The sequence below is a fragment of the Labrenzia sp. C1B70 genome (assembly GCF_000475395.1).
Lineage (GTDB): Bacteria > Pseudomonadota > Alphaproteobacteria > Rhizobiales > Stappiaceae > Roseibium > Roseibium algicola.
Map to the genome: position 1 here is coordinate 300,863 of NZ_AXCE01000034.1, position 20,330 is coordinate 321,192.

Below are 20,330 nucleotides of genomic sequence, written 5' to 3' on the forward strand. Positions count from 1 at the left end.
GGGGCGCAAAAGGGCGGGGCCGAAAGGCTCCGCTTTTTTGTTTTTGTCGATAAGATCGTGCGCGACTATATCTTTTGGTCCAAGATTAGATCTTGGAGAAATTCGAAAAAGATCAAATTGCCGGTATCGACGTAAGCTTCACGCAAGATTGAGCCGCTAGGGTCATTTTCACAGCAGGTTGAACCCCAAACTACCCACGGTTCAAAAGCATGACGCTGCTCCTGTTGTGCCGGTGCAAACCCGGCATGTCCCAATCCAATCCAGTACACACTGACACATTGAAGGGACATATCATGTCTAGCTTGATGACGAACGCTTCCGCAATGACCGCTCTGCAGACTCTGCGGAACACCAGCGCCAACCTGGCAGAGACGCAGAACCGCATCTCCACCGGTTATCGCGTTGCCGGCGCGGAAGACAACGCTGCCTACTGGTCCATCGCAACCACCATGCGTTCTGACAACATGGCTCTTAGCGCCGTTGAAGACTCTCTGGGTCTGGGTGCTGCGACCGTCGACGTCATGTACACTGCTATGGACAGCACTGTTGATGTCATGAACGAAATCAAAGCCAAGCTTGTTGCTGCCCGTACTCCGGGTGTCGACCGCGGCAAGATCCAGTCCGACATCAACGAACTGCAGAACCAGCTTAAGTCGACTGCCGAATCCGCTGTTTTCAACGGTGAAAACTGGCTGTCTTCCGACGTGACCACCGTTACGTCGAAAGAAATCGTCAGCTCCTTCACCCGCGTCGGTGGTGCGGTTTCCGTTCTGACGACCACGGTTGATATCACCGCTACCCAGCTCTATGACACCACTGGTGGTGGTACCGGTATCCTCGATCGTGCTCTGACGAACGGTAACGTTGTCGACACCATCGACATCTCCGCTCTGACGGACAGCGCTGCCGACCTGACCACTCTGGAAGGCATGATCTCGGATGTCGACGAAGCTCTGGGCCTCATCACAGACTCCGCAACCCTGCTCGGTTCCACCAAGAAGCGCGTTGATCTGCAGAAGGACTTCGTGTCCGCTCTGATCGACTCGATCGACCGTGGTGTCGGCCAGCTCGTGGATGCTGACATGAACAAAGAATCGACCCGCCTCCAGGCTCTGCAGACTCAGCAGCAGCTCGGTATCCAGGCTCTGTCGATCGCCAACCAGGGTTCGCAGAACATTCTGTCCCTGTTCCGTTAATCCAACCAGTTTATCTGACCGGATTTCCAGGCAAGAGGACCGCGCCCTTCGGGGCGCGGTTTTTTTGTGTCCAGAATTTCCGTCTTCAGGCCCGGGTGACAGGCTCGCGCAAGGTCCAGTTCCGATAGTGGGTCAAACAGAACGTTACGTGCATGAAGGGGTTATGCATGCCGGGCCGTGAACACGCCGAAAAACTATGGGCAAACCTGATGGAACTGGGAGTGCGCAGACTTATCGCGCTCGCCTTGATCGGGCTCGCCACAATCGCGACCGTCGGCGCGGGAGCATATTACTTGAGCCGACCGGAACAGACCGTCCTCTATACGGGTCTCGACGGTGAAGACGTCACTCGCATCGGTTCCGCGCTGCGGGACGCCGGCATTCCTTTCGACATCAATTCGGAAGGCACCGCCGTCATGGTGAGCCATGCGCAGACAGCCAAGGCGCGCATGCTTCTGGCCGAAAAGGGGCTCCCGCGTGGAGCCAACTCCGGCTACGAGCTCTTCGACGAGTTGGGGTCGCTTGGGTTGACCTCCTTCATGCAGGAAGTGACACGGGTGCGAGCGCTTGAAGGTGAGCTTGCCCGAACCATCCAGCTCATGAAGGGGATCCGGGCAGCGCGCGTTCATATCGTGTTGCCAGAGAAAGGATCTTTCAGGCGCGATCAGCAGCCGCCGTCGGCATCTGTCGTTATCCGTTCCGACGTGCCAGACGATGTGCGAACCGCTGATGCCATCCGCCACCTGGTTGCTGCCGGTGTTCCCGGCATGCAAGCCGACAAGGTTACAGTGCTCGACACGTCCGGTGGTATCCTGGCGGCCGGCCAGGATCCGACCAAGGCCTCCGCAGGCCAGCTTGCCAGCCTTGAGACGGCTGTAAGCAGCCGGATCCAGGAAAACATTCGCAAGACCCTGACGCCATATCTTGGCCTGGACAACTTCGAGGTCAGTGTCGCCGCAGAGCTGAACACGGACCGCAAGACGATTGCCGAGACGATTTTCGATCCGGACTCGCGGACCGAGCGATCCATCCGGACCATTCGCGAAAACGAGAACGCTCAGAACTCCAGCGTCTCGGCACCGACAACGGTCGAGCAGAACCTTCCGGAAGAGGATGTGTCCGCGGACAACGGTGAGCGTTCCAGCGAAGAAAACGAGCGGCGCGAGGAAACCGTCAATTACGAGATCTCCTCCAAACGCATCGAGACGTCTCAGGATGGCTATCGTGTCGACCGTCTGTCCATTGCGGTTCTGGTTGATAAGTCCCGTCTTGCACAGTCTCTTGGCGGCGAACCGACCCAGGCTCAACTGGATGAACAGCTGACGGAAATCGAAGCTCTGGTTGCCTCTTCTGCGGGGATTGAAAAAGAACGGGGAGACCTGGTCAAGGTTGCTGTCGTCGACTTCATTGACGGCGGCCGGGCCATGGAGCCGATCCCGCCGATCAGCATCACCGAGTATCTGATGCGCCAGTCCGGCAACATCATCAATGCGCTCGCAATCCTGACCGTGTCGATGCTGGTGATCTGGTTTGGTCTGCGGCCTGCCGTGGCTGCCCTGGTGCCGCAAATGGCCAAGCCGCAGGTCGAAATGGCCGAACTCGGAATGCTGCCGGAAGCTGCGGAAGGGACTGCAGAAGCAGTCGACGGGGATCAGACCTTCCTGATGCCGCCGGATCATTCCGACATGCTGCAGGACCTCAACAGCCGGCGCAACAAGTCCGCGCTCCGGAAGCTGGAATCCTTGCTGGAGTTCAACGAGGAACAGTCTGCCGCGATCCTGCGCCAGTGGCTCTATGAATCGGAGCGCATCTAATGACCACCTCAATTGCTTCCCATATTCCCGTCCTGTCCGCCTCCAGGTTCAAGTCCTTCGGTGCATTCGACCCCGCTCTCGTGGACGTTCTGGAGCCTTGCGAGGAAGCTGTGCCCGAACCTAGCCTGGAAGAACAGCTCCAGGCCGAATACGAGCGCGGCCTGGCGGAAGGCAGTGACCGCACGATGGCTCATTTTCAGGCCATCCTGGAACAGGAGCGCGAGGAGCACGCAAGGCAGCTCAAAGACGAGCGTGACCGGTTCGACATGCGTGAATCGGCCAACGTCAGCGCCTCCATCGAAGGCTTCCTCAATGTGATGGAGCAGCGGATCTCCTATTCGCTTTCCAAGCTTCTTCAACCTTTCCTGACAGAGCAGATCGTCGACCAGCTGGTCGATGCCTTTGCCGGCAATCTTCGGCAACTGACCGAGGAAACGGAGGGCAAAATGATCAGGCTGCGCGGACCGGAAACTCTGGTCAGCCGAGTGCTGGAGCAGTTGCCGGCCTTGAGAGACCGGATCGACGCTCAGCATGCTGATCAGGTCGAACTGGTGGCTCTGCTTGACGAGACAACCATTGAAACACGGCTCGGACAATGGCTCGGCCAGCTTGAAGCCTTGAAAGGGGAGGCAGACTGATGTTGGACGGCGTCCCGAATGAAATCGTAATTGTCCGGCGCAAGAACGGCTGGGAAGACGATCAGCTGCCACATGGCGTCTGGAAGATTGCCTACGCGGATTTCATGACCGCATTGATGGCCTTTTTTCTGGTCATGTGGCTGATTAACGTGACCGACGACAGCGTGCGTCGCGGCGTTGCGCAGTATTTCAACCCGGTCAAACTTGCCTCCACGGCTCCGAACCGCAAGGGCCTGAACGATCCGGAGATCAACGGCGATACCAACGAAGCCGGCACCAAGCTTTTCACCGGCAAATTGGGTGGGTCTGATGCGCCGGTCGATCAGGATGAGAACTTCGGTGATGGCCTGGACAAGGGACACAGACTGGAGGAGGTGGTCGAGACACCGGAGATGGGTGGGGCGCCGGCCTCTGGGCAGTTTACCCAGACCCATTCGGAATCGATCCTTTTCACGGATCCCTATGCCGTACTCGACACCCTTTCGCAGAAAATCCGTGTCGCTGATGTGCGGGAGGACAACCCAAAGGGTATCGGTACAGGTCTTCAGAAAAACGAAGGCGTTCAGGGTGGGCAGGCCTATCGGGATCCCTTTGATCCGATGTTCTGGCAGTTCCGTCCTGGCCGTGGTGTCGCCAGTGCCGAGGCAGCTCCTGACGTAAGTTTGCCGGGCGATGGTACCGCGCCTTCTACCCAGGCTCTGGCCGGCGAATTCGCCTTTGCTGCGCCGTTTGAAGATGGCACGCAACCTGAGACCGGCGTTACCCGGCAAAACGGAAACGCTGCCCCTGGAAATGGGCCTAGCAACGGGGACTACATGGCGGAACAATCCGGAACGACGTCCTTTGAATTTGTCGGCAACGGCGCACTTCCCGACAACGGGGATACGACGGATCAGGTCGTCGCTCATGTACTTGGGAAGTCGCTTCAGGCGTCTTCAACCGAGGTGATCGCTGAAGTCCAGACAGAAACGGTCATTGGTACCGGAGACGGTGAGGGTACCTATGAAGAAGACTTTACGGAAAGCAGCGCCGAGGTACTGGTCGCCCGTCTTTCGGAAGTCCTCGCCCAGACTGAAGGGACAGCTCTTGAGGAAACCGCCAGTCAGATTACGGTGACGAGAGAAGGTGAGGGAGCCTTGATCAGCCTTACCGACGACCAGAACTTCGGTATGTTCGCCATCGGGTCTGCCGAGCCACGCCCGGAACTCGTCAAACTGCTTGAACGGATTGGCAAGGTGGTTGCCGAAACTCCGGGACAGATTGTCATCAAGGGTCATACGGACGCGCGCCCTTTCAAAAGCAAGACCTATGACAACTGGCGCTTGTCGTCGGCACGCGCTCACATGGCTCTCTACATGCTCACTCGCGGAGGTGTCGGCAAGGACAGGTTCAACCGGGTCGAAGGCTACGCCGATCAGGATCTGAAAGTTCCGTCCGATCCTCTTGCTGCCTCCAACAGGCGGATAGAGATCTACTTGCTGGAAGGAGCTCGGTAATGCGCTGCCTCTCCATCAGGGTCCCTTGCTTCAAAGGTCTGCTCCTTGGCTTGATGGCGGCCGTCTTCTCAGTGTCGGCAGGCTGGGCGCAGCAGGTTGGCAAGCAGACTTCGGATCCGGAACCATTTGAAATGATCCGGTCGCTGCAGTCCTTGCAGGAGCAGATCGCACAGGGCAACAGCCATGCGATGCAGGCGCAGCGAGCCTTGCTGACTAAGATGGACGCAAGTTTCGTCGTGTTGCCAGCCGATGCGTGGCAGGAACCACGCAACGCGCGGGCGGCCGTCATCCATCTTCTGAGTGGCGGACACCCAGACGTAATGCGGTATCTCTTGTCCCTCGATCCGGCACCCGCTGTCGACCGCAAACTCATGGAAGCGTCGCTTGCCTATGTCGAAGGCAGGGAAGAGGACATGATCGTTCTTCTGGCGGAGATCGATCCGCTGGAACTGCCGGCAAGCCTGGGGGGGCATGTCGCACTGGTAAAGGCTGCACCCTACATCCGCACGGATCCGGAAAAGGCGATGGAACTGCTTCAGGTCGCCAGCCTACTGATGCCTGGAACGCTCGTCGAGGAAGCTGCTCTTCGCCGGGAAGTCTTCGTCGCTGGGATGACCGGCAATGTCGATCGCTTTCGAGTTCTCAGCATCCGGTATCTTCGCCGGTTCCGCACGTCGGTTTACGCCGGTGATTTCCGCAGGCGATTTGCCCTGTCACTCGACACGCTCGGATTTGTCAAAAGCGAGGACAAGTTCGCGCTCCTGGATGACGTGCTGCACGAATTCGATGCCGACAGCAGGCGCGGTCTTTATCTTCGGCTGGCCCGTTCCGCCCTGCTGGCAGGCCATCTGAATGTCGCGCGAAAGGCAACAGGAGAAGCGCTGACACTGACTGTCGATGGCACCAAGGAAAACGAAATCCTGAAGATATACCTTGCAGCGACCCGTCTCGACCCGGAGTTCATCACAGCCAACCGAGACCTGTTGTGGTCGATCGACAAGTCGATCCTGACAGCGCAGGACCTGGCGATGCTTGACGGCGTCTACACCGTGCTCAACTCGGTCCGGCATTTTCCGGAGCCGCCACCCAACGTGATCGGCGAATTCAACGTCGCGACCAATATGGACGCTCCTGAAGATCAAAGCTGGGTCAGCGCGGACATGGAACTTGCGAATGTTCTGTTGCGCCGGACGGGAAAGTCCCTCGCTCAATTGGGAGAACAGGATGAGCGTTAACACTCAGGCATTCGTTCCGACTGCGCCGAAGTCCGGCAAGTCGACGGACGCTGGAACGGGCGAGCGCGGGCAAACCTCTTCCAAGGAAGCTGCGGCTGCATTCCAGGCCGTCATGCAGAACATGAAAAAAGGCGATGCTGCCGAAGATGCGGCAGGAAAACCCGGGTCTGAAACATCTGATCAGGCAGACGGGCCTACGAGCGATGGGAACGGCAAGACCGGTTTCGGCAAGGAACAGGCGGCAGGTTCAGCGGCGTTTTCGACCAGCAATCTTGTCGACGCCCTGCGTCAGGCTTCCCAGAACGCACTGTCACGCAAGGCGAAGGATGGCGAAGGCGTGGATGGTGCGGCCGAGGGACAAACGGACCCGAAGGCAGAAACCATGTTGCAGAGTTCGGCAGCGCATGTGGGATTGTCGCTAAATGCGGTGCTGGCTGGAAAAACCGGTCAGGTTCCCTCGTCTCAAGCCCAGTCTGGCGCGGCCCCTATGCCTACGCTCCTGCAAGGGCAGGCCAACGGCATGCCGGTTGGCGATCCCGATGGACCTGCACAGACCGGAACGTCTTCGCTCTTCGCGCAGTTCGGCGTCGAACCGGAGGCAATTTCCGACGGCGAGGGACGTGGGGCTATTGGCCGGTCCATGTTGCCGGACGAAGCGGCGGGCACCGTCAAGGTTCTACGCCAGGAAACCCACTTTGCACCGAATATGCGACTCTCCCCCGCGCAACAGGTGGGTGACCAGATCGCCGCTGCGGTAAAGGATATGGCTTCCAGCTCCGCATCACTTGACGGTGGCATAACTGCCAAGGCGGAAGGCCCTGTTCTGAAAACACTGGATATCCAGCTCACGCCTCATGAGCTCGGCACCGTGAAAGTGTCTCTCAGGATGGTCGGTGATACAGTGGAAGTGTCGCTTGTAACGAGCAGGGCGCAAACTGCGGAACTCCTGAAGCAAGACCGGCAACTGCTCGATCAGATGCTCAGGGCGACCGGGGTCAAGGCTGATGCCATCACGATCCAGGCCGGAGACGACCGGATCCAGGTCCAGGCGGGAAGCAACGCTTCAGGCCCTCAGGCCCAGAACCAGAACCAGAGTGGCGCTGGTGGCGGTAACCCGTTTGACGGCCAACCGCAGAGTTCCGGCAACGGTGCCGGACAGCAGAATGGGCGTCCGGGTCAAAACTCCAGAGAAGACGCGTATCAGGCTTCTGAAACAACAAGAGGAACAGGTCATGAGGAAGGTTCTGACATTAGCCTTTCTGACGGCATCTATCTTTAGTGCTCTCGCCGTTAGCGTGCCTGCGGCTGCCGAGACCCAGAACGTTTGCGAACGCGAGATGATCTCGGCAGCGCGAAAGTACAACGTGCCGCTCGGCGTGCTTTATGCGGTCGGGCTGACGGAAACCGGGCGGCGCAATTCGCTGTACCCCTATGCCCTCAATATCGAGGGAAAGTCCGTGTTTCCTCCCAGCCGGCAAGCCGCGAAGCAGGACGTGATTGATGCACAACAGCACGGCAAGAAGCTGATCGATATCGGCTGCATGCAGATCAACCATCACTATCACGGTGACCAGTTCCGTTCGGTGGAGCAGATGCTGGAACCACGTGCAAATGTGCAATATGCGGCAAGGTTCCTGAAGGACCTGAGGCGGCGCCAGGGATCCTGGACGATGGCTGTTGCCCGCTATCATGCGGGTCCGAACAATGATCCCGCACAAAAACGGTATGTCTGCACGGTGATCCGCAACATGGTTGCTTCCGGTTTTGGAAACTGGACACAGCAGTCAAAGCAATTCTGCGGCGCCTGATCTCTGAAAAGCACCGGACAGCTTGCCCGGTGCTTTCGTTTTGTTTGATAGATAAATTTTTATATAATTAAGTATCTGAATGGAAGGAATAATTATTTTCTCGCAACAGCTTCGCGCAAGTTAGGTCGGTTTGACTGTCTCCAGTTGATTTGGACACAGGAGACCTGTCATGGGCCTTTTCGGAGTTATGCGAACCGGCGTTTCCGGCATGAACGCACAGTCGAGCAAGCTCGGCACAGTTGCCGAAAACATTATGAACTCGAGCACGACAGGCTATAAGCGGGCCCAGTCGGAATTTTCCTCACTGGTTGTTTCGCAAGGGGCTGGCTCGTTCAACTCCGGCGGCGTCGAAGCACACACCCAGTACCAGGTTTCCAAGCAGGGAAACATCAGCTTCACCACGTCGAAGCTTGATCTTGCGGTGGATGGCAACGGCTTCTTCGTTGTCGGCAACGAGGCAGGTGAAAGCTTTCTGACCCGCGCCGGTCACTTCGTTCCGGATGGAGATGGCTATCTCCTGAATACGGCCGGCTATTATCTCCAGGGCTATCCGATCACGGGCAACACCGCGCCAACAACCGTTGCCAACGGTCTTGGTGGTCTGGAGCGGATCAACATCACCCAGAACCAGCTGGAAGCCACTCCCACCAGCGAAGCGTTTCTGCGCGTGAACGTGAGTGAAGACGCGGCGATTGTACCGGCGGCGGATCTGCCCTCCGCCAACGCAGCAACCGCGAGCTATTCCCACAAGACGTCCATGATCGTGTACGACAACCTCGGCAACGAGGTGAAATTGGATGTCTATTACTCCAAGGTCACGGAAACGGCTGCAGACAGTGACTGGGAAGTCTCGATCTACAACGCGGCAGATGCCGCACCCGGCGGCGGGTTTCCCTATACTGCTCCGGCATTGAATACCCAGACGCTGACCTTCGACGTCACCACAGGCAATCTCACCGGTGCCAGTGCGACCGCAATCAATATCGCGGTTCCCAATGGTGGCACCTTCGACCTGGACCTTGATCAGTCGACCTACCTGAATGCCGATTTCACGGTCACCAACGTTGATGCGGACGGGAACGCACCGAGTGCGGTGAAGAACGTCGAATTCTCCGACGACGGCACTCTGTTTGCCATCTACACCAACGGTGACCGCCGGGCGATCTACAAGATCCCGCTGGCGGATGTACCGAGCCCGGACAGGCTCTCCAACAAATCCGGCAACGTCTACAGCACGTCCTTCGATTCCGGTGATGTCCGGGTCGGTTTCGCGGGGGAGGGCGGCCTGGGCAGCATCAAGGTTGGTGGTCTTGAGGACTCCAACGTCGATCTCGGCAACGAGCTCACCTCAATGATCGAATCCCAGCGCACCTACACGGCCAATTCCCAGGTGTTCAAGGCCGGTTCCGACCTGCTCGAGCAGCTCGTCAACCTGGTCCGCTAACAAGGCTCACCCGCCAATCGGAAAGTTATTGTCATGAGTTTGTCTGTAGCCCTCAAAGTCGCCCAGTCCGCGCTGGCCGCAAGGCAGACAGAATCCTCCGTGGTTTCGCGAAACATTGCCGGGGCTCAAGACCCCGGCTACTCGCGCAAATCCGTTCTGTTGAGCCAGACCTACACCGACACCGGTCAGGCCGGCGGCCTCAAGGTCGACGGTATCGGCCGGGTGACGGACAGCGCGCTGTATTCGTCGCTCCTGTCCTCCACCTCCACTGGATCCTCCCAGGAAGCGGTCCTGGCAGGCCTCACCCGTCTCGCTGAAACCACAGGCGATACCCAGAACCACATGTCCGCTGCGGCAAAACTCGGGGCGCTGAAGCTGTCGCTTCAAAACTATGCTTCCGACCCCAGCAACGCGATCCAGGCGCAGGACGTTCTGCAGGCCTCCAAGGACATGGTGCAAACGCTCCAGTCAGGAACGGCACTGGTGCAGGATGTGCGCACCAACGCGGATGCGGACATGGCGACCTCTGTGCGTGAGATCAACACGCTGTTGAAACAACTCGAAGATCTCAACTCGGTTATCGTGCGGGGAACGCAATCGGGGGCTGATGTCACCGATGCCCACGACAGCCGCGACCAGGTTCTGCTCAAGCTGTCCGAGGAAATCGGCATTACCACGCTGAACCGCAGCAATGGCGATATTGTGGTCTACACGGACAGCGGCGTGACGCTGTTTGAAACCAAGGCCAGAGCGGTCACCTTCGAGCCGACCATTGTTTATGGTGCTGCTACCACGGGTAATTCCGTGATGGTGGACGGCGTTCCCGTGGCAGGACCGGGCGCTCTCATGGAGATCAAGTCCGGCAGGCTGCAAGGTCTTGCCGAACTGCGCGACGAAGTCGCGGTGACCTACCAGAGCCAGCTCGACGAAATCGCGCGTGGTCTGATCGAAGCCTTCGCCGAAAGCGATCAGAGCGGTGGCGGCAACCCGGATCAGGCTGGCCTGTTCACGTGGTCTGGTGCACCGGCGGTGCCGGCATCCGGCACCCATATCACCGGGCTTGCTGCGGAAATCGTCGTCAATGCCAACGCCGATCCGGATCAGGGCGGCGACCTGGACAGGTTGCGCGATGGCGGCATCTCCGATCCGTTCGATCCCAATTACAACTACAACCCGTCCGGCGCTGCCGGGTTCTCCGACCGTCTGCAGGAACTGGTTTCCGCGTTTGACAAGGACACCGTTTTCGACAGCGGCGTGGAACTCGATCCGACCGACACGTTGTCCGGCTTTGCCGCTTCGTCCGTCAGCTGGCTGGAAGCCGGCCGAAAGACCATGACGAGCAATGTCGAGGTGCAGACCGTCATTCTCAGTCGGACGGCTGAAAACCTCAACAACAAGACAGGCGTCAACATCGACGAAGAAATGACGCTGCTACTGGAAATCGAGCGATCCTACTCAGCGGCGACACGGCTCATCAGCGCCGTCGACGGCATGCTGGAAGACCTTCTGGCCGCGGCGAGGTAACAGTTATGAAAACCACCTATATCTCCACGATCACTCTCGCCGATGCGTCTCGCCGGCAGATCCAGAACCAGTCCAGCCTCGTGCAGAAGCTCAGCATCGAGCTGTCCTCCGGCCGCAAATACGACGTCGGCCTGGATCTCGGGACCAAGACCGGCGAAAGCGTGTCGCTTCGGTCCGAGTTTCATTTTCTCAATGGCATCATGGATACCAACGCGCTCACCGCGTCGCGGCTCGATGTCAGCCAGGCGGCAATGGGCGACATTCTGACGGATGCGCAGGACTTTCTGGCGACTCTCGTGGCCCTGCGTGAGAACAACGGCAGTTCGGACATCGTCAAGGCAGATGCCGTCGGCAATCTGGAGCTTCTGACGTCCCGTCTGAACACCCAGCTCAACGGCAATTTCGTCTTTGCCGGCATCAATACGGACCAGGAACCTTTCGCGGATTATTCCGATCCGACGTCTCCGAACAAATTGGCCGCCGATGCAGCGTTCATGACCGAGTTCGGGATGGCGCAATCCAACCCGGGCGTTTCGGGCATCACACCTGCGGCCATGTCCACTTATCTGAACGGTGCCTTCGAGACGATGTTCCAGAACCCGGCCTGGGGCACGTCCTGGTCGAGTGCGTCCAGCAACGTGATGGTCAGCCGTATTTCGGCGAGTGAAACGGTGTCCAGTTCCGTCAGCGCAAACGAGCAGGCCTTCAGAGACCTGGCCGCGGCCTACACGATGATGTCCGACCTCGGTAACGAAGACCTTGATCCCGAAACCTGGAAGGTGGTGGTCAACAAGGCGATTGAGAAGCTCGGCACCGGTATTGCCGATGTCACCAGCCAGATGGGCAAGCTCGGCAATGTGCAGGAGCAGGTCAAACTGGCGAGTGAACGGTTGAAGGTTCAAACCGACATCCTGAACCGGCGCATCAACGACCTTGAAAACGTCAATCTGGAGGAAACGTCGGTGCGTCTCAACACGGCTCTGACACAGCTTGAGACCACCTATGCGGTCACGGCCCGCATGCAGGGTCTGAGCATTCTCAACTACCTGTGATCGTGGCCGAATGTCTGATTTTTCGTATCAAACCCAACCTTGAGAGGGCCCATGTACAATCTGTCTTACGCTGAGGTTATGGACGATCTTTGCTCTGACCAGCGGCTCAACGAACATGAGGCAATGTCGATCGTGATCGGCAAGCTCAACGTCGCCCAGGAGCGCGGCGTCAAGTCTCCCGAAGCCGTCGACGCGCTGTTCTACACACGGCGCCTGTGGAGCTACTTCCTGGAACACCTGGCGGACGACGCCAACGAACTGCCGATCGAAACGAGAGCCAATCTGATCTCTGTCGGCATCTGGGTCCTGAAAGAGGTCGAATCCTTGCGCCAGTGGGAGCAGGAGGACTTCTCCGACATCATCCAGATCAATTCCATCATCCGCGACAGCCTGGACGGTTAAACTCATGAAAATCGGTTTGAAAGCGGGCGAACGCCTGTTCATCAACGGTGCGGTGATCCGGGCCGAACGGAAAACCAACATCGAGCTGCTGAATGATGCCGTTTTCCTGCTGGAAGCCCATGTGCTTCAGCCAGAAGAGGCGACGACGCCGCTTCGCCAGCTCTACTTCATTCTCCAGACCATGATCATCGATCCGGCAGCCGCTGGTGCGGTTCAGGACATGTTCCATCTCGTGCTCGGTTCCGTGAAGTCGGCGTTCTCGAACAAGGAGGTGCTGATGCATCTCGACAAGGTTGAGGAGCTGGCAAAAACGGATCGGTGGTTCGAGGCAATGAAGGTTGTGCGTGCGCTCTATCCGCTGGAGGCAAGCCTGATGCTGGCCGAAAAGAACCGGCGCGCGCAGGAAACCCGGCAGACCGCCCCCCGGCCGGCGCCAAGAGAAAATTTTCAGTACGGCCCCAGGCTGGCCGTTGTTTAAGGAGTGATTAGATGACCAGTGTTGAAGGCGTCAGCGCCACCCAGGGTGCTGCCTCGACTGCATCCGCTCAGAAGCAGCTGACTGTCGACTACGACACCTTCCTGCATCTGATGATGGCTCAGATGCAGAACCAGGATCCGACCAATCCCATGGACGCGTCCGAACAGCTCGCGCAGCTCGCAAGCTTCAGCCAAGTTGAGCAGTCTATTCAGACGAACGCCAAGCTGGAAACGCTTCTGACCAACCTTTCGTTCGGTCAGGTAGATGATCTGATCGGGCGGACCGTGACCGACGCCAACGGCACGACGGGTGTCGTGGAAAAGGTTGAAGTCTATTCCGACGGCACCGTGCTCGCGCTCGACAACGGTCAGGGTGTTCTGCTTGGACCGGGTGTAACCATTTCCTGAGCGGATGGAATGACATGAATGAAGTTGATGCCCTGGACCTAGTCCGGACTGCAATCTGGACGATCCTCGTCGGATCTGCCCCCGCGATCGTACCGGCGATGATTGTCGGTATCGGAATTGCATTGCTGCAGGCCCTGACCCAGGTTCAGGAAATCACTCTTACCTTCATTCCGAAGATCGTGGCGATCCTGGTCATGATCGTGGTCGCCGGACCTTTCATCGGCGGCCAGATATACTCGTTGACGACCCTGATCTACAATCGGATCGAAACGGGGTTCTAGCGACGGTCTGCAGGACTATTCTTGCATGGTTTCAGGTGCCGTCGTGCTCCTGAATTTATCTGTCGTCCTGGTTTGCAGCGATAGCTGTAAGCCAGGATCAGGTCCTTTGCGTTGTCGGCGAAACCTTTCACCTTGGCGCATGTCGCTAATGGATCCAGGCCTTTGCCGCGATGACAAGGTAGATGCGTTTCTTGCATCCATTTCTCCTTGAACCACGGCTTGCTTCAAGCGCGAAGGCCGCTCCCTTCAGAGCCTGGAGCGACCATCTTCGGTCAGAGCGCTCACCCTTTCCCGAACTTCCCTCCTGAAATCCTTCTTCAAAAAAGCCTCGCGCAAGCTTCAAGGGCGAGGTTGCCAGGTATCAGACCTGCAGCAGAGAGAAGGCATGACAGACACCTCCCTTTCGCCGACTGCCGGCAATGCGCCGGACAGCCGCCGCGACGTCGGCTTTGCCATAGGCATCGTCCTAATCCTGGCCGTTCTTTTTCTGCCAATCCCGACATTCCTGATCGATATCGGCCTGGCCATGTCGATCGCACTGTCGGTGTTGATCCTGATGGTTTCGCTCTGGATCCAGCGCCCGCTCGATTTCTCGTCTTTCCCGACGATCCTGCTGATCGCCACCATGCTGCGGCTGTCGCTCAATATCTCGACAACGCGCATGATCCTTGCCAATGGCCACGAGGGGCTGAATGCGGCAGGCTATGTGATCAACGGCTTTTCGCAATTCGTGATGAGCGGTGACTTTGTCATCGGTCTGATTGTTTTTGCGATCCTGGTCATCGTCAACTTCATGGTCATCACCAAGGGCGCAACCCGTATTGCGGAAGTCGGCGCACGCTTCACTCTGGACGCGATCCCGGGCAAGCAGATGGCGATCGATGCGGATCTTTCCGCAGGCCTTATCGATGACAAGGAAGCACAGCGTCGGCGCAAGGAACTGGAGGAGGAAAGCTCCTTTTTCGGCGCCATGGATGGTGCCTCCAAATTCGTTCGCGGCGACGCGATTGCCGGCCTGATCATCACGGCTGTGAACATCCTTGGCGGCATCGTCATTGGCGTGACCCGCTATGACATGACGGTTTCCAACGCGGCAGACGTTTTCACCAAGCTCTCCGTCGGCGATGGCCTCGTCTCCCAGATCCCGGCGCTGATCGTTTCGCTGGCGGCTGGTCTGCTGGTGTCCAAGGGCGGCACCAGAGGGTCGACCGACAAGGCGGTTCTCGGCCAGCTTGGCGGCTATCCGCGTGCCCTGTTCGTCGCAGCTATCCTGATGGCCATCTTCGCGTTGATGCCTGGTCTGCCCATGTTGCCGTTTCTGCTGCTGGCGATCCTGATGGGCTTTATTGGCTATGCCATTCCGAGGCGTTTGGCTGCGGCGAAAAAGGTCGAGGACGACAAGATACGCGCAGCGGAGGAACAGGCAAAGCTTGAGGAAAAGGACTCCGTCAAGGAAACGCTCAAGTCGGCTGAGGTCGAACTGGTGCTTGGCAAGCAGCTTTCCGCCGAGCTGCTGACGCGAACCGGTGAACTGTCTCGCCGCGTTGCCAAGATGCGCCGGAAGTTTGCCGAGCAGTATGGTTTTGTCGTGCCCGATATTCGGGTCACCGACAGTCTGACGCTTGATCCGAAGAGCTACCAGATCAAGATCCACGGCACCATCATTGCCTCGCAGCATCTGAAAGTGGGTGAACTGCTGGTCATTCCGAACAATGACGAGGCACTGCCGGTACCGGCTGACCAGACGCGTGAGCCTGCATTCGGGATGCCAGCCTACTGGGTGCCGCCTGCGTACAAGGACGAACTCAAGCGCCGCGGCATGACGCCGGCCGAGAACATCACGGTCATCCTCACGCATCTGAGTGAAGTGATCCGCAACAACCTGCCGCAGCTCTTGTCCTACAAGGATATGCGCAAGCTGTTCGACAGGCTGGACCCGGAGTACCAGAAGCTTCTCGACGATATCTGTCCGGCGCACACGTCTTTCTCCGGTCTGCAAGCGGTGCTCAAACTTCTGCTGGCGGAACGGGTTTCGATCCGGAATCTCAACCTGATCCTGGAAGCCGTTGCCGAGATCGTTCCACACGTCCGCAGATCGGAGCAGGTGGTGGAGCACGTTCGAATGCGCATCGCCCAGCAGATTTGCGGCGACCTTGCAGAAGGCGGCCCTCTGAAAGTGCTGCGTCTCGGAAACCGATGGGATCTAGCCTTCCACAATGCCCTGAAACGGGACGGGAAGGGCGACGTCATCGAGTTCGACATCGAGCCGCAACTGGTGGAGGAATTCGGCACGCAAATGTCCGACGCGGTAAAGAAACACATGAAGGACGGCAGCCGCTTCGCGGTGGTAGCGGCACCTGATGCCCGGCCATACGTACGCATGATCGTGGAGCGCATGTTCCCGACCTTGCCGGTCCTGTCGCATCTTGAAATCGCACGCGGAGTGGATGTTTCCGCGCTCGGAAGCGTCTCGTGATTTCCGGCGGCCTCTTTTTCAGCACCTTCAGCTCCTCGCTGCTTCTGGCGGTCTTCCTGTTGTTTTGCCGAATAGGAGCGTGCCTGATGGTGATCCCGGGGTTCGGTAGCAACCGTGTGCCGGTGCATGTTCGCCTGTTCATCGCGCTTTCCGTGGCGTTGGCCTTGTCACCCCTGTTGGCGCCAGGCGTACAGGCGTCCCTACCGGATGAGCAGCTCGGCACTGTTGCCGGCTTCATCGGGGCGGAGTTGCTGACCGGAGCCTTCATCGGTTTTCTGGGACGCATCTTTCTGGCGGCCCTGGAGACGCTGACGACGCTGGTGTCCATGGCAATCGGCCTGTCGAACATGCCGGGCATGCCGATCGATGGCGTGGATTCCCTGCCGCCTGTCGCAAACCTTTTCACGGTGACGGCAACGGCGATGGTCTTCATCACCAACCAGCATTGGGAAATTCTGCGCGGACTGGCAGCCTCCTATGAAGCGATCCCGGTCGGGCAGCCGCTGGCCGCCGTGACAAGCCTTGAGCAGTTTGCCGAGCAGTTGGGCCGAACCTTCATCCTGGCATTGCGGGTTTGCAGCCCGTTCATCGTCTACACGGTCGTTGTGAACTTTGCCGTCGGCCTCGTCAACAAGCTGACACCGCAGATCCCGGTCTACTTCATCTCCATGCCGTTCGTGATCGCGGGTGGTCTCTACTTTCTTTATCTCGTCATCGCGGAGGCCATCATGATCTTCCTCGACGGCTACTTCACTTGGCTCCAGATAGGTTAGGCAAACCTGACCGTGAAAGGTTCCTGTTCCATGGCAAGAAAAAGTCAGGATATTGAACGTTTGTTCCGGATGCAGAAGCAGATTTTCCTGTTTTCATCCTGGCTACTTCAGAAGCTTGACGCTCAGGTCTATCAGCTGAACGAAAAGGAAAGACGCATTCTGCTGGCCCTTTCGAATGGCGACCTGGCACAGCACGACAGGTTCATCGCCAACGCTGCCGAGCGGCTGAGACGCATCATCGAGGAGATGTCACGGCTCAGCGAAGCACGCGCAAAGGTGAACTCCGAATATGATCGCCAGCGGTTGATGCTGAAACTCATGACTGAACGTCTCGCCAGGATGCGTGGGGAGGAACAGCGTGCTGAAGAAGAACGGGACCTGATGGATCTGCTCGACCGCAGATACGGGTGAAAGCCGCTTGGCGTGAACGGGGCATATTCGTCGCCGTCCAGCAAGAAGACGCAAGCCTCCCGCAAGCTGCGCAGGCTATTCCTGAGGATGCAAACAAGGTTCGGTTCAAGTGTATTGCTTGCCTTGCCCTGTCGCCTGCCGGGCCTTGTTTGCACCTTATGTTTTTCGAGGAGCCCAGCATGGCGATTTCGCCTCCTTCAGATCTGATCCTGGATGTGTCCAAGGCTGCCGATCCGGTGAACCTTGCTGACGCCACGAACCGTCTCAGGTCCATTTCCGCTGGTGGTTCGGGAGATGGCTTTGCACTTGCCTATGCCGGTGCGACGAACCGGGCAGGAGCCACTGAAGGCAGTTTTCGAACCGCCAATTACGAAGGACCGTCCCAAAAGTCTCCTGCGGAGAAATTCGAGGCGATGATCCTCAGCCAGTTCGTCGAAACAATGCTTCCGGATGACTCCGAAGCGGTCTTCGGGTCCGGAACCGCCGGGGAAATCTGGAAATCGATGCTTGCCGAACAGGTCGCAAACCAGCTTGCCGCCAGTGGCGGTGTCGGTATCGCCGGCCTGATTTCAGATACGCTTGAAAAGGGAGTTAAAGCCTGATGGACGCTGCCAACGATGTTGACTTTCAGGACGTTGCCGTGACCGATCTCGCACTTCAGGAATTCACCCCCGATCCGGTGCGATCCATGCCGCTGGTTGTCGCCGTTCGCCGAGCAATAGGCGCTGTGCGCGAGGAAACCCGAGCGCTTCGTGCAAACCCGACAGCGGACCTGAAGATCTTCGAATACGGCAAGAGCCAGGCTTTGCTTGACCTGTCCAGGGCTCGGACACTCGTGCCGCCGGCGTTCTATTCTGAAGAGCTGCGCGAAGACATCGCCGAATTCAAGGAAGTGCTCGATGAGAATGTCGGCCTGTTGCAACTGCATATGAATGCGGTGACGGAAGTTGTCGGCATGATGTCCAGAACCATGATCGACTATGAATCCGACGGCACGTATCAGGCACCGTTTCCGGAGAGGGCTCGATGATAAAGACCCTCGTTGCCGGCCTCTGGATGTCTGCCACCATGCTGGCGTCCGGTTACGGCACCACGCAGTATCTGGCAGCCCAGAAAAGGGTCGGCGACGATGAGCCGGCGTTTGTAGGGCTGGATTATGAGACAGTGAACCCGGTCAACGTGCCGATCCTGTTTGATGGCACGCTGCAGGGATATGTGGTGATCAAGATGGTCTTCACAGCGGATGGCGATACATTGCGCCGCCTGCCTGTGCCGCCACACCCTTTCCTGGTGGATGAAGCCTTCCGGGTACTCTATTCGGATGAAACCCTCGATTTCCGTAGCCTGGAACGTTACGACCTGGAGGCTTTCACCGAACGTCTCAAGAAAACCACCAACGCTCGTCTCGGTCGACCCGTGGTGCACGACGTCCTGGTGGAGGAATTCAACTATTTCGACAAGGAAGACGTGATCACGCACTAGCCGCTGATCCTTGTCTTGTACTGAAAAGCTTCTTCTGCCGCCTCCCAGGCAATTGGCGCCCAGTTTCGGCTGGGCGCTTTTTTTTTGATCCTCACCGCGGCCTGTGTTGTGCTTGATGGAACAGTACTATTCGGAAAACCTACGGAATAGACCGGGCGCAGAGTGCGTGACTTTGCCTGGTTCGGTTTGGAGGATAGGCCCATGAAGACGATAACGGTATCGAGCAGTAGTGGCTCAATCGATCTGACTTCCAATGATATCCAGGTTTTGGAAAACGCAGTTGAAATCCTGCTTTATTCCGATGTTGAAGACGGTGAGCAGGCGAGGGAAATGCGGCTAACCGGAAAAAGCCTGCACGAAATCATGGAGCGCTTGTCGACGCTTCTGGGAGAGTGAATTTGAGCGATAGCAGGTCAATATAAATTCGTGGTGCTTGTTTCGCGGCATTTAGTGAATGCCGATTTCAGCCATCAGTATCGAAAATCGTGTCGATCGCCTGAAAGATGGTCTTGTAGACACCGATTTCGTCTTTGGCGAAATCTCCGTGTGGCACCGCTCTTTTTGCTTCGGCAATCAAGTCGGCCTTGATGGCTTCCAGATCCACTTGCGTACCCATCGGCCGATTTGAGAGCTCCACGTGCAGGCGTTTGGCGATCCCGGCATAGGCGACGATTGCAGTCACCATGTGGGCGGGATCTTCCGGGATCTGGATTTTCTTCATACGCGCCGTTTCTCTGGTTTCAGTTGCAGGTAGTTTCCAGGTCCGGAAGACCCGAAACGCGCGGCAGGGCCAACAGCATATGGTGCTAGGCTGGCAGAATTGAAGCAAGTTGGCGAATTTCGGTAAGTTGCCGATGCATCAGGCGAAATAGCGGGCCGGCACACTGTGCGCACCTGTGCGGACGAGTTGACTGACAAACTGCAAATTATTTGGGATGCCTGAAACGCAACTACCGCAACCGGGCGTCCTTCAGGGCCTCAAGCAGCAGTTCCGTTTCTTTCGCCTTGTTGCCACCGGCGTCCGGCACTTCAACATAGGAAACGTTGACTGCATTGTCCGGCCAGGCGAGGACGGCGGTAAAATAGATCCAGACACCCTTGTTGAAGAATTCCAGGTCCAGGGAAATGCGCGGGGTGGTTTCCCACTCGACATCTGCCTGTGCGGCCATGGAATAGCGCAAGGAGCCTTCCTTGAAGAAGAGCTCGGCCGATGTCTTGATCAATTCATCGATATTGCCGTGCTGGTCCGTTCGTATGTAGGCGACGAAGTCGACCACATCGACGAGTTTCAGATCTTCGATAAATTCGGTCAGAGCAGAGGCAATTGCTTCCTGGCGCTGCCGGTCGCATTCCAGTGGCGACGGTTTCGTGCCGTTGCCTTCAGGCATATCGTGCATTCCCCGGACCTCCAAA

The 20,330-nt window shown here is 57.8% G+C and carries 23 protein-coding genes; 21 read left to right on the forward strand and 2 right to left on the reverse strand.

The genetic code is table 11. The features are described 5' to 3' along the window. The first annotated feature begins 293 nt into the window (after positions 1-293). The 21 genes from Q666_RS56010 to Q666_RS56110 all read left to right on the forward strand — a co-directional run bounded on the left by Q666_RS56010 (position 294) and on the right by Q666_RS56110 (position 19,313). Positions 294-1,196, forward strand: coding sequence for a flagellin (locus tag Q666_RS56010; protein WP_031268437.1), 903 nt, complete (start codon positions 294-296; stop codon positions 1,194-1,196). A 167-nt stretch (positions 1,197-1,363) separates the two neighbouring features. After that, positions 1,364-3,010: a flagellar basal-body MS-ring/collar protein FliF gene (gene fliF, locus Q666_RS56015; RefSeq protein WP_022998504.1), complete on the forward strand. Its 1,647-nt coding sequence runs from the start codon at positions 1,364-1,366 to the stop codon at positions 3,008-3,010. Further along, positions 3,010-3,648 (forward strand): hypothetical protein, encoded by a 639-nt coding sequence (locus Q666_RS56020; protein ID WP_022998505.1) that lies wholly within the window; start codon positions 3,010-3,012, stop codon positions 3,646-3,648. Before fliF ends, Q666_RS56020 begins: the two co-directional genes overlap by 1 nt. Continuing rightward, on the forward strand, positions 3,648-5,144 hold the full coding sequence (locus Q666_RS56025) for a MotB family protein (protein WP_022998506.1): 1,497 nt from the start codon (positions 3,648-3,650) through the stop codon (positions 5,142-5,144). The genes Q666_RS56020 and Q666_RS56025 overlap by 1 nt, the downstream gene beginning before the upstream one ends. Then, the gene (locus Q666_RS56030) at positions 5,144-6,379 is read left to right on the forward strand and encodes a chemotaxis protein (RefSeq protein ID WP_022998507.1); all 1,236 of its coding nucleotides are present in this window, start codon (positions 5,144-5,146) and stop codon (positions 6,377-6,379) included. The genes Q666_RS56025 and Q666_RS56030 overlap by 1 nt, the downstream gene beginning before the upstream one ends. Further along, positions 6,369-7,658 (forward strand): flagellar hook-length control protein FliK, encoded by a 1,290-nt coding sequence (locus tag Q666_RS56035; protein WP_022998508.1) that lies wholly within the window; start codon positions 6,369-6,371, stop codon positions 7,656-7,658. The genes Q666_RS56030 and Q666_RS56035 overlap by 11 nt, the downstream gene beginning before the upstream one ends. After that, positions 7,612-8,187, forward strand: coding sequence for a transglycosylase SLT domain-containing protein (locus tag Q666_RS56040; RefSeq protein WP_031268439.1), 576 nt, complete (start codon positions 7,612-7,614; stop codon positions 8,185-8,187). Before Q666_RS56035 ends, Q666_RS56040 begins: the two co-directional genes overlap by 47 nt. A 169-nt stretch (positions 8,188-8,356) precedes the next feature. After that, a complete protein-coding gene (locus Q666_RS56045) occupies positions 8,357-9,631 on the forward strand; it encodes a flagellar hook protein FlgE (protein ID WP_022998510.1) in 1,275 nt (424 codons plus the stop codon). Between the two features lie 33 nt (positions 9,632-9,664). After that, complete coding sequence (gene flgK / locus Q666_RS56050) at positions 9,665-11,155, forward strand: flagellar hook-associated protein FlgK (protein ID WP_022998511.1); 1,491 nt, start codon at positions 9,665-9,667, stop codon at positions 11,153-11,155. A 5-nt stretch (positions 11,156-11,160) separates the two neighbouring features. Beyond that, entirely contained in the window at positions 11,161-12,207 is a 1,047-nt protein-coding gene (locus Q666_RS56055) for a flagellar hook-associated family protein (protein WP_022998512.1), read from the forward strand. Between the two features lie 51 nt (positions 12,208-12,258). Next, entirely contained in the window at positions 12,259-12,609 is a 351-nt protein-coding gene (gene flaF, locus Q666_RS56060; protein ID WP_022998513.1) for a flagellar biosynthesis regulator FlaF, read from the forward strand. A 4-nt stretch (positions 12,610-12,613) separates the two neighbouring features. Then, positions 12,614-13,087 carry a flagellar biosynthesis repressor FlbT gene (gene flbT / locus Q666_RS56065; RefSeq protein WP_022998514.1) on the forward strand — a complete coding sequence of 158 codons (474 nt, stop codon included), beginning with the start codon at positions 12,614-12,616 and terminating at the stop codon, positions 13,085-13,087. Positions 13,088-13,098: 11 nt separating this feature from the next. After that, entirely contained in the window at positions 13,099-13,494 is a 396-nt protein-coding gene (flgD, locus tag Q666_RS56070) for a flagellar hook assembly protein FlgD (protein WP_022998515.1), read from the forward strand. Positions 13,495-13,508: 14 nt separating this feature from the next. Continuing rightward, positions 13,509-13,775 carry a flagellar biosynthesis protein FliQ gene (gene fliQ, locus Q666_RS56075; RefSeq protein WP_022998516.1) on the forward strand — a complete coding sequence of 89 codons (267 nt, stop codon included), beginning with the start codon at positions 13,509-13,511 and terminating at the stop codon, positions 13,773-13,775. Positions 13,776-14,160: 385 nt separating this feature from the next. Then, positions 14,161-16,251, forward strand: coding sequence for a flagellar biosynthesis protein FlhA (flhA, locus tag Q666_RS56080; protein WP_022998517.1), 2,091 nt, complete (start codon positions 14,161-14,163; stop codon positions 16,249-16,251). Between the two features lie 86 nt (positions 16,252-16,337). Further along, a complete protein-coding gene (locus Q666_RS56085) occupies positions 16,338-17,024 on the forward strand; it encodes a flagellar biosynthetic protein FliR (protein ID WP_353608465.1) in 687 nt (228 codons plus the stop codon). Between the two features lie 30 nt (positions 17,025-17,054). Further along, positions 17,055-17,435 (forward strand): hypothetical protein, encoded by a 381-nt coding sequence (locus tag Q666_RS56090; protein WP_022998519.1) that lies wholly within the window; start codon positions 17,055-17,057, stop codon positions 17,433-17,435. Positions 17,436-17,614: 179 nt separating this feature from the next. Then, positions 17,615-18,037: a rod-binding protein gene (locus tag Q666_RS56095; RefSeq protein ID WP_031268441.1), complete on the forward strand. Its 423-nt coding sequence runs from the start codon at positions 17,615-17,617 to the stop codon at positions 18,035-18,037. Beyond that, positions 18,037-18,465, forward strand: a complete 429-nt coding sequence (locus Q666_RS56100; protein ID WP_022998521.1) for a hypothetical protein — start codon at positions 18,037-18,039, stop codon at positions 18,463-18,465. The genes Q666_RS56095 and Q666_RS56100 overlap by 1 nt, the downstream gene beginning before the upstream one ends. Next, positions 18,462-18,917, forward strand: a complete 456-nt coding sequence (locus Q666_RS56105) for a hypothetical protein (RefSeq protein WP_022998522.1) — start codon at positions 18,462-18,464, stop codon at positions 18,915-18,917. The genes Q666_RS56100 and Q666_RS56105 overlap by 4 nt, the downstream gene beginning before the upstream one ends. 201 nt (positions 18,918-19,118) lie before the next feature. Further along, complete coding sequence (locus Q666_RS56110) at positions 19,119-19,313, forward strand: hypothetical protein (RefSeq protein WP_022998523.1); 195 nt, start codon at positions 19,119-19,121, stop codon at positions 19,311-19,313. Between the two features lie 67 nt (positions 19,314-19,380). On the opposite strand, the gene Q666_RS56115 is transcribed toward Q666_RS56110, so the two are convergent. After that, the gene (locus tag Q666_RS56115; protein WP_022998524.1) at positions 19,381-19,638 is read right to left on the reverse strand and encodes a hypothetical protein; all 258 of its coding nucleotides are present in this window, start codon (positions 19,636-19,638) and stop codon (positions 19,381-19,383) included. 229 nt (positions 19,639-19,867) lie between these two features. Next, entirely contained in the window at positions 19,868-20,314 is a 447-nt protein-coding gene (locus Q666_RS56120; RefSeq protein ID WP_022998525.1) for a hypothetical protein, read from the reverse strand. Between the last annotated feature and the right edge of the window lie 16 nt (positions 20,315-20,330).